The sequence below is a fragment of the Haloarcula limicola genome (assembly GCF_010119205.1).
GTDB classification, from domain to species: Archaea; Halobacteriota; Halobacteria; order Halobacteriales; family Haloarculaceae; genus Haloarcula; species Haloarcula limicola.
Genome location: NZ_WRXM01000001.1, coordinates 726,248 through 738,947 on the forward strand (window position 1 = coordinate 726,248; position 12,700 = coordinate 738,947).

General features: G+C 67.5%; 13 protein-coding genes. 4 read left to right on the forward strand and 9 right to left on the reverse strand.

The genetic code is table 11. The features are described from left to right. Positions 1-16: 16 nt before the first annotated feature. From GO488_RS03725 to GO488_RS03735, 3 genes are read right to left on the reverse strand one after another with little or no spacing between them, the layout of a single operon-like run. Positions 17-247: a SelT/SelW/SelH family protein gene (locus GO488_RS03725; protein WP_162316451.1), complete on the reverse strand. Its 231-nt coding sequence runs from the start codon at positions 245-247 to the stop codon at positions 17-19. A gap of 49 nt (positions 248-296) precedes the next feature. After that, the gene (locus GO488_RS03730; protein ID WP_162316452.1) at positions 297-560 is read right to left on the reverse strand and encodes a DUF7521 family protein; all 264 of its coding nucleotides are present in this window, start codon (positions 558-560) and stop codon (positions 297-299) included. After that, positions 557-913 carry an ArsR/SmtB family transcription factor gene (locus tag GO488_RS03735; RefSeq protein WP_241692887.1) on the reverse strand — a complete coding sequence of 119 codons (357 nt, stop codon included), beginning with the start codon at positions 911-913 and terminating at the stop codon, positions 557-559. Before GO488_RS03735 ends, GO488_RS03730 begins: the two co-directional genes overlap by 4 nt. Before the next feature lie 130 nt (positions 914-1,043). Here GO488_RS03735 and GO488_RS03740 point away from each other — a divergent pair, with 130 nt between their 5' ends. Both GO488_RS03740 and GO488_RS03745 read left to right on the forward strand, forming a co-directional pair. Then, positions 1,044-1,880, forward strand: coding sequence for a DsbA family protein (locus GO488_RS03740; protein ID WP_162316453.1), 837 nt, complete (start codon positions 1,044-1,046; stop codon positions 1,878-1,880). 2 nt (positions 1,881-1,882) lie between these two features. Continuing rightward, on the forward strand, positions 1,883-2,437 hold the full coding sequence (locus tag GO488_RS03745; protein WP_162316454.1) for a hypothetical protein: 555 nt from the start codon (positions 1,883-1,885) through the stop codon (positions 2,435-2,437). A gap of 30 nt (positions 2,438-2,467) precedes the next feature. On the opposite strand, the gene GO488_RS03750 is transcribed toward GO488_RS03745, so the two are convergent. The 3 genes from GO488_RS03750 to GO488_RS03760 all read right to left on the reverse strand — a co-directional run bounded on the left by GO488_RS03750 (position 2,468) and on the right by GO488_RS03760 (position 5,292). Next, positions 2,468-3,142 carry a DUF7546 family protein gene (locus GO488_RS03750; RefSeq protein WP_162316455.1) on the reverse strand — a complete coding sequence of 225 codons (675 nt, stop codon included), beginning with the start codon at positions 3,140-3,142 and terminating at the stop codon, positions 2,468-2,470. Next, complete coding sequence (locus GO488_RS03755) at positions 3,139-4,536, reverse strand: heme o synthase (protein ID WP_162316456.1); 1,398 nt, start codon at positions 4,534-4,536, stop codon at positions 3,139-3,141. Before GO488_RS03755 ends, GO488_RS03750 begins: the two co-directional genes overlap by 4 nt. 108 nt (positions 4,537-4,644) lie before the next feature. Further along, positions 4,645-5,292, reverse strand: a complete 648-nt coding sequence (locus tag GO488_RS03760; RefSeq protein WP_162316457.1) for a hypothetical protein — start codon at positions 5,290-5,292, stop codon at positions 4,645-4,647. A gap of 242 nt (positions 5,293-5,534) precedes the next feature. Between GO488_RS03760 and GO488_RS03765 the strand changes: the two genes are divergently transcribed. Further along, positions 5,535-6,962 (forward strand): polysaccharide deacetylase family protein, encoded by a 1,428-nt coding sequence (locus GO488_RS03765; protein ID WP_162316458.1) that lies wholly within the window; start codon positions 5,535-5,537, stop codon positions 6,960-6,962. A 4-nt stretch (positions 6,963-6,966) separates the two neighbouring features. On the opposite strand, the gene GO488_RS03770 is transcribed toward GO488_RS03765, so the two are convergent. Then, positions 6,967-7,890, reverse strand: coding sequence for a glycosyltransferase family 2 protein (locus tag GO488_RS03770; RefSeq protein ID WP_162316459.1), 924 nt, complete (start codon positions 7,888-7,890; stop codon positions 6,967-6,969). A 143-nt stretch (positions 7,891-8,033) separates the two neighbouring features. Between GO488_RS03770 and GO488_RS03775 the strand changes: the two genes are divergently transcribed. Continuing rightward, positions 8,034-9,560 carry a lipopolysaccharide biosynthesis protein gene (locus GO488_RS03775; protein WP_162316460.1) on the forward strand — a complete coding sequence of 509 codons (1,527 nt, stop codon included), beginning with the start codon at positions 8,034-8,036 and terminating at the stop codon, positions 9,558-9,560. Here GO488_RS03775 and GO488_RS03780 read toward each other — a convergent pair. Further along, the gene (locus tag GO488_RS03780) at positions 9,553-10,551 is read right to left on the reverse strand and encodes a glycosyltransferase family 2 protein (RefSeq protein WP_162316461.1); all 999 of its coding nucleotides are present in this window, start codon (positions 10,549-10,551) and stop codon (positions 9,553-9,555) included. The two genes, GO488_RS03775 and GO488_RS03780, sit on opposite strands and share 8 nt — an antisense overlap. A 101-nt stretch (positions 10,552-10,652) precedes the next feature. After that, positions 10,653-12,446 (reverse strand): hypothetical protein, encoded by a 1,794-nt coding sequence (locus GO488_RS19785; RefSeq protein ID WP_174242481.1) that lies wholly within the window; start codon positions 12,444-12,446, stop codon positions 10,653-10,655. Positions 12,447-12,700 lie beyond the last annotated feature (254 nt).

The window sequence follows — 12,700 nt, forward strand, 5'->3', positions numbered from 1 at the left end:
TCCGTTCTGGCGATGACTACAGGTGACTCCTGACCTCGCGGACGATGTCGTCCACGTCGAACTCGTCCTCGTCCTTGTCGTACACCGTCCGGCCGTCGACGCGGACGCTGAAGACGCCGTGGTCGCCCATCACCAGGCTCAGTCGGTCGATCTCCTGTTCGACGCCGTTGAGTATCGCTCGCTCTACGTCGAGGGCGCGCTCGCGGAAGCCACAGGGCACGCAGTACTCGATTTCGATCTCGGTCATGTGTCGACGTACGTACCCGATAGTGACAAAGGCTCGCCTCGACGGACCGTCACCGGTACAGCGAGTAGGATATCAGTCCCATGCCGGCGAGGACGAACCCCGTTCGGAACAGTCCGGTGTGGAGCAGGCTCGGCAGATACGTATTCAACAGAGAACAGTCCATCACGCCGCCGAGGCTGATACAGACGAACCCCGCCGAGATGTACAGCATCGTCGCGTTCTGATGCCTGCGATACCCCCGGAACGACTGGGCCGCGATGAGGAAGCCGAGCGCGATGACGAGTAAGTTGGCCGCGACGAGCAACGCGCTCATTCGTCACCCCCGCGGATGTCTTCCCAGACACGCGTGAACCGATCGACCGCGTCAGATTGTTGTGTGATTGTCACGTCTAGCTCACCGTCTCGAACGTCGACATCGATGTGTTCGACTGCCGCTTCGTAGGAGGTGTAGTGGTTCCCCGACGGGTCGAGCTCGTTGTTTTCGACCACGAGCCCCGCGTCGACGAGGTCGTCGACCCGGCGGTACACCGTCGGGAGCGAGAACCCGCACGCCTCCGCCAGCTCCTTCGCCGACATCGCCTCCCGACTCGCCGCCACGAATATCTCGCGGGCGTACTCGTCGTGGAGTAGCCCGAGCGCGGCGATGCCGTCGGGGTCCTCGCTCACGGCCGGGCAATCAGCGCGGGCGTTGAAGTATCTCGCGGATACCTCCCTACCGTGCGACGAGATAGCACGATTTTTCCGAGTCTGAAAACGGCGACGGCTCACTATACGGACGGTCGGCGAAGGCCGCTACGTGACTCGAAAGACACGTCGGGCGTTGTTGCGGGGCGGCGTAGCGGCGACTATCGCCGGCCTCGCCGGGTGCAGTACCAGTGACTCGCAATCGACGTCGACGCCGCAGTCGGGCGCGTCCGCCTCGACCGACGCGGAAACGGCGTCGCAGTCGACGGCGACCGCGGAGGCGACTGACCGGCCGACACAGACCGAGGAATCGACGCCGATCTCCTCGAAGCCCGTCTCGCCGTCGTTACACGCGGCGTCCGGAACCACCGGCTTCGACGTCGACCTCGCCGGCAACCCGATAGTCGGGTCGCCCGACGCGGCCCTCGACCTCTACTACTGGAGCGATTACCTCTGTCCGTTCTGCAAGAAGTTCGAGGAGCGGACGTTCCCGAAGCTCGTCCGCACCCACGTCGCCGAAGGACGGATCCGCGTCGTGCTCCTGCAGTTCCCGAACATCGGCGAGAACTCCATGACCGCGTCGGTCATGAGTCGGTGCGTCTGGCGACAGGTCCGCGAGGACTCGCCGGACACCTTCTGGAACTGGCACTCGACGGTGTTCGACGAACAGGGGTTCACGCAGGGCGACTGGTCGAACCGGTCGAACCTGCTGGAGCTGACGGAGTCCGTCGAGGGCGTCGACGCGTCGGCGGTCGATTCCTGTCTGTCCGAGAACCGAGAGACGCTCGTCTCGGCGGTCGAGGCGGAACGCCAGCGCGGAAAGCGAGCGGGCCTCGACGGGACTCCCTCGTTCGTCCTCTACGACCCCGACTCCGACACCGCGGCCGACCTGCAGGGCGCACAGCCCTACTCCCGGTTCGACAGCAAGATCCGGTCGCTGACGGAGTGACGATGACCGAGCATACGGCCGACGGCTGGCGACGGCGGTTCGAACAGTTCGGGAGTAGACTCGGCGCGGCGCTGACGTATCCGCTCACGTCGTGGCCCCGGATACTCGCGGCCGCCGCTCTCGCCGTCGCCACCTTCGTCCTCCTCATCCTCAGTACGTTCCCGACCTACACGGTGCAGATGCTCGGGGCCGGCGTCCAGCGGTATCTACTCCGGGCCTTCCTCGATCTGCTCGATACGACGTACCGCTCCATCGGCGTCTTCGGCGTCGGTCTCATCGCCTGTTACGCCGTCCTCACCGGCGTCGCCGTCGTCAACGTCGCCGCGCAGTTGCGCGTCGTCGGACTGTCCAGCCTCTCGGATCTGACCGGCGTCCTCCCCGGTCTCGTGGCGTCCGGTTGCGCGAGTTGCGGGGCGGGCGTCCTCGGCTTTCTCGGGTTCACGGGCGCGCTCGCGGTGCTCCCGTTTCACGGTGGCCTCCTCCGCGTCGGCGGCCTCCTGCTCCTGCTTCTCTTCCTCGGACGGGCCGGCGACCCGCGGCAGTGTCGGCTGACCTGAGACGGGGGGAATCGGCATCGTCTCCGGCGCTTACCGTCCGATCGGTCGCCAGTACAGCAGCGCGAGCGAGACCAGATACACCACCGTCGCCGCGCCGTAGGACTGGGGGACTAACTGGCCGACGGCCGCGGCGGTCCCGCCGAGCACGCTCGATATCGTCGGCACCAGAATCCCGAGGACGCAGGAGACACAGGAGAAGAGGCCGGTCAGACTCCCGAGCGAGAGCCCCGACGTGTCAAGCACCATGACGTAGACGAGATAGGCCAGCGCGCCGTAGCCGACCAGTTTGTACGGGATGAGCGTCACCGACACGACGTTGCCGAAGTACGCCAGCATCGGGTTCCACCCCGGCGGGAGCTTCAGGAGGTTGAACTGGACGTACGAGACGATGTCCGGCGACCCGGGGCGAACGATCCCCCCGATGACCGCCAGGACGAGGAAGTAGGCGACGCCGACCGCCAGCGCGCGGCGTCGCTGTTTCGTCGAGGCGGGCGGCGGTGTCGTCTTCAGGACGACCAGCAGGCCGGCGTTGATCCAGACCAGCGGGTAGACGTACTGGGCGACCCCGCGCCACGAGGTGGCGCTGGTCCCGCCGAAGAGGACGTGGGCCGCCACCAGCAGTAACTCCGTATTGAGAAGCAACGCGCCGTACAGCAGCGTCTCGCGGTCGAACGACGGGTCGAAGCGGCGGGTGATCGTACTCATAGGACGAGCGCGTCGGCGACGATGGCCAACAGGAGCAGACCGAGGTACGCGTTCGAGGCGTGGAACGCGCGGAACGCGGCTTCCTCGGTCTGCTCGCGGTGGAGGCGGACGACGGCCCAGAGGAACACGCCGCCCAGCGTCGTTGACGTGAGCGCGTACAACCACCCCAGGGACGTGAGCGCGGCCAGTATCCCGGAGGCGACCAGCGTCGCACCGAGGTAGTAGACGATGTGCTTGCGCGTCTCCGTCTCGCCGCGGACCACGGGCATCATCGGGAAGCCGCCGGCCTCGTAGTCGTCCTTGTACGCGAGCGCGAGGTTGTAGAAGTGCGCGGGCGTCCAGAGGAAGATGACGCCGGCCAGCGCCAGCCCCGCCAGCCCGATGGTCCCGTCGATCGCCGCCCAGCCGATGAGCGCCGGGAGCGCCCCCGCCGCACCGCCGATGACGGTGTTCTGGACGGTGTTGGGCTTGAGGACGAGCGTGTAGACGACGCTGTAGAAGAGGATGGCCGTCAGCCCCAGCGCCGCCGCGAGGACGTTCACCTGCCAGAACAGCGCCATCGCGGCGGCCGCCAGCGCGACGCCGAAGGTCATCGCGTTCCGGACCGGAATCTGGTGGGTGGCGATTGGGCGGTCGGAGGTGCGGTCCATCCGCTTGTCGATGTCACGTTCGAGGACGTGGTTGAACGTGCCCGACGCGCCGATGGCGAGGACGCCGCCGCCCAGCGTCAGCAGCACCGTCCGAACGGTGAGCGACTGGCCGGCGTTCAGCGCCATCCCGGCGGCGGCGACCAGACACAGGAGCCACATCAGGCGCGGTTTCATCAGCCGGAAGTAGGCGTAGGCCGTGCCGAGGAGGCGCTCTCGCGTCGAGAGCGCGGCTCGCGGAACCGAACCGTCGTCGCTCTCCTCGGGCATCGGGGCCGGCGAGAGGTCGTCGACGGGCTCCTCGTCGTCGCTGCCCGTCTCGGCTTCGAGGTGCCACGCCAGCGCGAGGACGAACGCTCCGAAGATTGCCATGCCGACGGCCAGGTGCGCACCGGGGAGCCCCCCGGTCGCGCCGGAGGTGGCGACGAACGCGCCCAGTGCGACCTGAATCGGGTACAGGGCGATACCGACCAGCAGCGCGGCCTCGACGCGGCGGCGCGTCGCCGCGCGGAGTCCGAGGAAGACGGTGACGAGCGCGAGGACGCCGACGACCGCGGCGGTCAGGCGGTGGCCGCTGGCGATCAGCAGGGACGGGTTCGAGAGCGTCACCGGCCCCCGACAGAGCGGCCACGTGGTGCAGGCGGTCACCGCGTCGGTGATGGCGGCCGTCGCGCCGGCGATGACGAGGAGGTAGACGCCGACGGCGGTGGCGGCCAGCGACCCGGTGAACGTACGGCTCTCTGCCATTACCGTATCCTTCGACGGCGCACACTTAGACTCCTCGCTTTTCCCGTCGGGTGAGCCGGGTTCGTGCGACGGTGCCGGGGAGAAAGAACGCCCGCGGGCTTCGACAGCTCAGTTGCCGCCGACCTCGGCCCCGGTCACCCAATCGGAGACGAGCTGCTGGATAGTCGCGTCGTCGATGGTCTGTCCGTCGGTGCCGGGCACCTCGGTATCGGTCTGCCACCAGTTGATGGCCTGTTGGATCTCGCCGTCCTCGACCCGCGAGTCGTCGCCGTCGCCGTAACTCGCGACGGCCTCGCGCACGGTCATCGCCTCCGTCGACTCCACTGTGACGGTGACGGCGTCGGTGTCGGCGACGTACTCGGAGGTCGACGGGTAGATACCGGACCCCTCGTTCTCGACGGGGTACTCGCCGGCCGAAGCCGTCGAGGGAACCGTGAGCGTGTACGTCACAGTGTAGTCCCCGGCGGTGAGCCAGAGCCACTCGTTCGTCGAGGACTTGTACGTTCCACCGTCGTCGTCGGTGGCCTCGACCGCCCAGCCGTCGGGCACGTTGGCGTCGATTAGCGGGCCGTGGACGCCGTCGCCGTCGATGGTGGCTTCGACGGTGATGGTGTCGCCGGGTTCGACAGTGGTGTCCGAGACGGTCGTCGTCACGCCGACGGCGTCGGCCGGGGCGGCGACGGCGGCCGTCGGCGCGAGGGCTGCCAGTACGAGCAGGCAGGCGACGGCGACGACGCCGCGAGAGTGACGGCGCATGGTCAGTGGGAATCAGCCGCTCGAAGCGACTGTGAGACGGTGCGGTCGGGCGCGCGAGACTCCGGATGCATCAGTGTGCTGGCTTCGGTAGTTCCGGCCATTGTTATGGAGCGTTTGACCCCGGTAACACGCCGCCTTCGGTCCGAGCGCTCGGGTGTCAGGTGATCTATAAACGATTACCGGGTCGAGCAAGCGGCGGCATAACAATGCGGTGGGTGGCGCTATCGAACAGATATTCTGACATGACCAACCGCAATCCGATTTCGCGCCACGGGCTGCTCAAACGGGGGGCCGCCGCGCTCACCGCACTGGGGACGACCACCAGCGTCGGGCGGGCACGAGCGGCGACCGAACATCCCTTGCTCAATACGGCCTTCGACACCACGGACCGCTACGAAGACAGCGGCCGACTGCTCGACGACTTCGAGGACCTGAGCCAGTGGGAAGCGCGGTCTGGGCATCTCAATGCCGTGACCGACCAGCCCTACCGCGGCGACCAGTCGGCCGAGCTGCTACTGGGTCCGGACGAAGGTACCGACCTCGAGATCGTCCGCGTGTTCGACGATCCGATAGATCTCTCGAACAAGGACCTCTCGATCGCGCTCCGGTTGGAGAGCCCCTCGACCGAGCAACTCGACGTCCACCTCTACAACGGCAGCGATTCGGTCACGATGCGTCGGCGGACCATCACGACCTCCTACGGGTGGTTCCGCATCGACCTCGGCGTCACCAGCGAGTACGGCGACCCCGACCTCAGCAGCGTCGACGCCATCTCTCTGGAGTTCTATCGGGACTTCGAGACGGACCTCCGAGTGTGGGTGGACGACCTTCGGACGACCGAGCGAGCCGATACGGGGCGGGTCATCGTCACGTTCGACGACGGCGGTATCACCCAGTACACGAACGCGCTGCCCATCATGGAAGACCGGGGTATCCCCGCGCTCACGATGATAAACTCCGGGCGAGCGAGCGATAGCGACTTCCTGGGCGAGGACGAGATGCGCGAGATGCGCGGCGCCGGCTGGGAGATCGGTAGCCACACAGTCGATCACAGACATCTCCCTGATCTCTCCGACGCCGACGCTCGCGCGCAGATCGAGGAGAACAAGAAGTGGCTCCTCGAACGCGGGTTCGAGCGCGGCGCGTCGATGTTCTCCTATCCCTGGAGCGGGAACTCGCCCCGAATCCGTGACATCGTCAGCGACTACCACTACTTCGCGGTGACGGACGGTAGCTTGCCCCACGGGCAGCAGCTCACCGGCCCGCTGACCGTCGGCCGGGTGTTCGGCGAGGAACTGGAGCGGGTCTACGACGTGCTCGACATGGCCGAGAAGTACAACCAGACGGCCGTGCTGGCCTACCATCAGGTCGGCGCGAACGGCTGGATCTCCGAGGACGACTTCCGGGCGACGATGGACCGGATCGCGAGCGGCAGCATCGAGGCGATTCGGCCCTCGAAGCAGTTGACCGAACTCCAGTCGCCGCCGGTCGAGGAGATCGTCCCGCTCTCCATCCGCGAGGCGGTGGCCGGCGACGGGGTCTTCGAGGGTAGCGAGGCCCAGCGAGCGGTCCACTGGTACCGGGAGGACGAGTACGTCCCGCGGACGAACGGGAAGAAGATCGACGAGGCGACGATGAACGAGCTGGCCGCGGCGTGGTCGAACGACTGATAGATCAGCGAGCGTCGGCGGCGGCCACGCTATCGGCCAGTCGGCCGACCCCCATACACGCTTTCTGGAGTTGCTCTAACGCGTAGAACACGCACAGCGTGCGGAGCGGAAAGGTCGTCCCGGCGCGGTCCTGAACGTCCGTCGCGGAGTCGCGGAGCTTTCGCGGGGAGAGCGTCGGGAGGTAGTTCGCGGGCGTGAACAACGGGTGTCTGTCGAATCGGTCCGGGTAGTAGCGCCGTCGCTGGCTGAGTCCGCGGCCGATCCTGACGTACTTTTCCGCGAGCTCTCGCACCGACCGCGGCGGGTGGTACATCGTCACCGACGGGTCGAAGGCCTGCTCGAACCCGGCGTCGTGGACCCGACGACCAAACTCCAGATCGCCCGAGGAGCGGAACCGCTCGTCGAACCGCCCGACGGTCTCGACCACCTCGCGCCGAACCGCGAGACAGCAGGTCGGCGCGAACTGTTCCTCCTCGACGTAGCGTTCGATGGGAAACTCCGAGACGTGGTTGAACGCGACGACGGGGCCGTCCTCGGGTCGCCCCTCGATCTGTACGTCGAAGCCGACGTACTCCGCCGACTGCATCGCCGCGGCCACGTCGTCGACCCATGCGGGCCCGACCCGCATATCGGCGTCGACGAACGCCAGTATCTCGCCGCTCGCCCGCTCGATGCCGGCGTTGCGGGCCGCGTAGGACCCCTGAATCTCGTCCTCGACGAGGAGTTCGACGAGGTCGGGACGCGCCCGGCAGTACGACGCGACGACCGCAGGCGTCCGGTCGGTCGAACCGTTGTCGACCACCAGCACCTCGTAGGGCGTCGAGACCGCTTGCTCGGTGAGCGTCCGCAGCGTCCGGTCGACGCCCTCGGGATCGTCGTACACGGGGACGATCACCGAGACGGTCGGCGCGGCTCCCTCGGCGGTCATCTGTCTGCCTGCGATGCCGCACGATACCGGCATAGCTATGCACTGGCTTCCGCGCTCTCCGGTCCGTCCCGTCTCCGATTGCGGAACGCCGCTCCGGTCGTAGGAGTCCCATAACTTTGCGCGACCCCGCTCACAGCGCCGCCGTGGGACTCGTATCACGGCTCGTCGGCGCGGTTCGACTCGTTCGACTGGTCCCGCGCCTCCTCACGCCGGGCGACTCGGTCATGGAGCGAACCGCGACCGGCGGCGTCTGGCTGTCGCTGCTGACGGTCGCCGACCGAGTCCTCCGGCTCGGGATGTTCGTCGTCCTCGCGCGAGTGCTCGCCCCCGCGGATTTCGGCCTCCTGGGCCTGGGACTGCTCGTCCTCGCCGTGCTTCGACGCGTCTCCAGACTCGGTCTCGACGAGGCGCTGATACAGCGCGAGGAGGCGGACGTGGACGCCTACCTCGACACGACGTGGGTCCTCACCATCGCCCGCGGCGTCGTCATCGCCGCCGTCACCGTCGCCGCCGCGCCGACCGTCGCCGGGGTGTTCACTGAACCGGCGTTACGAACAATACTGCCGGTATTGGCCCTCTCGCCGCTCCTCGCCGGCCTTCGTAATCCCGGCATCATCTACTTCCGGAAGGAGCTGGCCTTCCACCGCCAGTTCGCCTACACGCTCTCGGGGACCGTCGCCCAGGTGGCCGTCGCCGTCGCCGTCGCCCTCGTCTATCAGAACGTCTGGGCGCTGGTGCTGGGTGTGGTCGCGGGCGCGGCCGTCCGCACCGCGGTGTCACACGCCATCCACGGCTATCGGCCCGGACTGGCGTTCGACGCTACGGCGGCGCGGGAGCTGCTCGGGTTCGGGAAGTGGATCTTCGGCTCCGGACTGGTGCTGCTGGCGCTCAACCAGGGCGACGACGCGCTCGTCGGCTGGCTGCTCGGCGCGTCGGCGCTCGGGTTCTACCAGATGGCGTTCCGGCTCTCGAACGCGCCCGCGACCGAGGTGAGCCACGTCGTCTCGAAGGCGACCTTCCCGGCGTTCTCGAAGGTTCAGGACGACGTCGAGCGACTCCGCGAGGGGTTCTTCAGGACGGTTCGGATCGTCGTCGCGCTCGCGTTCCCGATGGCCGTCGGCATCGCCGTCGTCGCCCCGGCGTTCGTCCGAGCCGCCCTCGGTCCCGACTGGCTCCCCATCGTCGATGCGATGCGGTTGTTAGCGCTCTGGGGGGCACTCCGGGCGCTGGTCGCCGTCGTCGGCCCGCTCTTTCAGGCGACCGGGCGACCCCAGTACAGCACGGTCCTCCAGCTGTCGCGGCTCGCCATCGTCGCGGCGCTCGTCTATCCCGCGGCCCTCCGATGGGGCTTCAGCGGCGTCGCGAGCGTCCTCGTCGCCAGCGCCGTCGTCCAGAACCCGGTCGCGCTCGCCGTCGCGCTCCGCGTCGTCGACGGGAGTCCGCGGCGGTTCCTCCGGGCGGTCGCCCTCCCGACCGTCGCGGCGCTCTCGATGGGTATCGTCGTCCTCGCGACGGCGGCGGCGCTCCCGCCGCTCTCGTCGCTGGCGGCGCTGTGCTGTCTCGTCGCGGTCGGCGTCGTCACCTATCCGCTCTTCCTCATTTTGGGCGCGCGGGCGCTCGAGACGAAACTCGGCGACGATCTCACCGTCGTCCGCGAGGCGCTCACCTGACTCGCGACGCACTACTGCGCGTACCGTCGAGCGCTCGCGCGAGCGTGCGCCGACACGCTCGGGCCGGAACCCACGTGTACTTCCCGCCGAGCGACGCCAGGAGGTACGCGTAGGTGCGAAGCGTCGTCGGGCGGTGACGGAGCGACCGGCGTAGATACGAGACCGCCTCGCGGCGGCGTCCGTTCCGGGCGGCGGCGACCGCGAGTTCGCGCAACAGGGCGGCGAGGAACGACCGTTCGTAGCTCTCGCCTCGCGCTGCGACAGTCTCTCGGTGCTTCTCGACCAGCAGCGGGAACGCCACGTCGCGCTTTCGCGCGTAGTCGTCGGAGATCTGCTCGTGGCCGGTGAACCGTCGAACCGTCAGCGGGTCGGGGACGGCCACGCACTCGAACGCGGTGGCGAGACGGAGGTACCACTCCTTGTCCTGCCAACACGGGAACCGCTCGTCGAGGACGCCGACCTCGTCGAACACCGAGGTGTGGACCGCGACCGTCGAGAACGGGCCGTACTCGGCGCCCGAGACCAGATTGCGCAGAAACTCTCCCCCGGTCGCCGGACGCGTGACGGCGGTGGTCGCCCCTGACGCGTCGACACATCGCTGACCGGTGAACGCGACGGCCGCGTCGTCGGCCGCCCGCAGCGCCGCCACCTGTCGAGTGAGCTTCGTCGGCTCCCAGCGGTCGTCGTCGTCCAGAAACGCGATGTACTCACCGGTCGCCGCCTCGATGCCGGTGTTCCGGGCGGCGTTCGCGCCTCGGTTCTCGTCGTGACGACGGACCGCGTATCGCGTGAGATCCGACAGCGACGCGTCGCCGAACGTCGCGTCGGCGAGCGCCCGCTCGACGTCGGCGCTTGAGCCGTCGTCGACGACCACCAGTTCCATCGGTCGATACCGCTGTTCGAGGACGCTCTCGACGGCGTCTACGAGGAACGTCGGCCGCTCGTAGGTCGGCACGACGACGCTGACCAGCGGGGAGTCACCGGCACCCATCGGCCGACTCTCGGCGGACGAACCACTTTGTTAGTCAATTTATACGGGCGGTGCCGCGAGAGGCGCGTTCGAAAAAACGGCGAGTTGTGTCGGGTACCGCGCTACTCGGGCACGTCGACCGTCACCGTGTAGGTGCCGTGGTCGTACGTGTCGGTCACCGAGTCTTCGAGTTCCTGCTGGTCCGCGCGCTCGCGGCTCCAGCCGGGGCCTTCCTTCTCGTAGCTCACCAGCGTGAGCTTCATCTCGCAGTCCTTCTTGACCTCGAACGTCATCGTCGCCTCGCCGTCGTCCACGTCGTAGTCCTTCACTTCGACGCACTCTCTCGTCTCCTCGCACAGCGTCGAGGGCTGTCCGTGCCGCGTGATCGCGTCGTCGGAGCTACCGTGGACGTACTTGATGAGGCGCTTCTGGTCGCTGTAGAACTTCTCGCTGTCGGCGTCGCCGAACTCCGCTATCGGCTCGCCCTTGACGAGGTCGATCTGGTAGTAGGCGTCTGCTCGGTCTTTGCCTTCTTCACCGTCTTCGTGGTCGTGTTCGTCGCCGTCTTCGCCGTCGTCACCGTCGTGGTCGTGACCGTCGTCGCCGTCGTGTTCGTCCTCATCTTTTCCGTCGTCACCGTCGTGTTCGTCCTCATCTTTTCCGTCGTCGCCGTCGTGTTCGTCCTCATCTTTTCCGTCGTCGCCGTCGTCACCGTCATCTCCGTCGTCTCCATTCTGTCCGTCATCGCCGTCGTCACCGTCGTCACCGTCATCGCCGTCATCTCCATCATCGCCGTCATCGCCATCGTCTCCGTCATCGCCGTCGTCTCCGTCGTCTCCATCCTGTCCGTCATCTCCGTCATCGCCGTCATCGCCATCGTCTCCATCCTGTCCGTCATCTCCGTCATCGCCGTCATCGCCATCGTCTCCATCCTGTCCGTCATCGCCGTCGTCACCGCCGTCGTCGGGCATCGAGCAGAACGCGAGGTAGCTGATCCCCTGCGTCGTGCTCACTTCGCCGCTGCTCGCACCGCCGACGTCGTTGACTTGCTCCGGCTGGCTGCCGCCGCCGGCCTGGACAACCACGACATCGACGTTCTCACTGGAGTCCCAGTCGACGTGGGTCGGCCCTTCCGCGGGGTTGCCGTCGTCGTACTCGAAGTCGCTGAACGAGACGACGTCGTCGCCCTGGTCTAAGACGAAGCCGTAGTCGCCGTTCGTCTGTTCCCAGTTGTACTTCGCGATCAGTTCCTCGTCGACGGTACAGGGACTGGACGGAGTGCGGTCACCGTCCTGGCCGTCATCCCCGTCGTCACCGTCCTGACCGTCGTCGCCGTCGTTACCGTCCTGCTCGTCTTCTTCGTCCTGCTGGTCGGTAACGGTGATCGATGCGCCCGCGGTGTCGGACACGCTGTACTCCTGGCCCTGGATGGTTCCGAGGGCGCTGACCGAGATCGAGACGGACGCCGTTCCGGGCTCGTCACCTTCGACGGTGACGGTCCCGATCGTCACGGTTCCGCTCGGCGACGAGCTCATGCCGGCCATCGACACCGAGGCCTCGGAGCCGTCACTCGCGACGCTGGTCTCGTTGAACGACGGGTTGCCGGCCGCGGAGATGTCCGCGATGGTCGCGACGTTCGTGTCGTCGACGCTGACGGTGTACGTCGCCGCGCCGACGCCGTCGCTCGCGCCCTCGACGACGACGTCGTAGGTCGTCGCTCCGCCCGCCTCGACCGACGAGCTGCCGGGATCGAGGGTTACGGTGACGCCGTCGGGTGCCTGTTGCTGCGCTACCCCACCGCCTGGACCGATCGCGGTCGCGGCCGCGCCGGCACCCGCGAAGGCGACGGCGACGGCCAGTGCGATGACTAGCAGACTACTCGCGCTCGCTCTGTTCTGTGGTTTCCGTATCTTCATATTGTGGTTCTCTCGTCGGACGGCAACGGGTACTGCCGACGGTGTACTCGACGCTGCCGTCGAAGTCGGACTGCACCGCCGGGTCCCGTCATCGGGCCGTCCCCGTCTGCGGGCGCTCCCCACCCCTCACCGCACCGAGGCTCTCGGTGTCGTCCGACCGCTCGTCGGGAGGGAGTGAACGCGGGATCGGTCCGCTGGGCCGGCGCTGGTCCGACATGCGTGCGATAAAGCGGCGATAAGTGGCTTGGTAATGG

Bases quoted from the DNA above. Each gene is read 5' to 3' on its own strand.
- GO488_RS03755 (WP_162316456.1), bottom strand. From the start codon at position 4,536: ATGGCAGAGAGCCGTACGTTCACCGGGTCGCTGGCCGCCACCGCCGTC.
- GO488_RS19785 (WP_174242481.1), bottom strand. From the start codon at position 12,446: ATGAAGATACGGAAACCACAGAACAGAGCGAGCGCGAGTAGTCTGCTA.
- GO488_RS03745 (WP_162316454.1), top strand. From the start codon at position 1,883: ATGACCGAGCATACGGCCGACGGCTGGCGACGGCGGTTCGAACAGTTC.
- GO488_RS03780 (WP_162316461.1), bottom strand. From the start codon at position 10,551: ATGGGTGCCGGTGACTCCCCGCTGGTCAGCGTCGTCGTGCCGACCTAC.
- GO488_RS03730 (WP_162316452.1), bottom strand. From the start codon at position 560: ATGAGCGCGTTGCTCGTCGCGGCCAACTTACTCGTCATCGCGCTCGGC.
- GO488_RS03750 (WP_162316455.1), bottom strand. From the start codon at position 3,142: ATGAGTACGATCACCCGCCGCTTCGACCCGTCGTTCGACCGCGAGACG.
- GO488_RS03760 (WP_162316457.1), bottom strand. From the start codon at position 5,292: ATGCGCCGTCACTCTCGCGGCGTCGTCGCCGTCGCCTGCCTGCTCGTA.
- GO488_RS03765 (WP_162316458.1), top strand. From the start codon at position 5,535: ATGACCAACCGCAATCCGATTTCGCGCCACGGGCTGCTCAAACGGGGG.
- GO488_RS03725 (WP_162316451.1), bottom strand. From the start codon at position 247: ATGACCGAGATCGAAATCGAGTACTGCGTGCCCTGTGGCTTCCGCGAG.
- GO488_RS03770 (WP_162316459.1), bottom strand. From the start codon at position 7,890: ATGACCGCCGAGGGAGCCGCGCCGACCGTCTCGGTGATCGTCCCCGTG.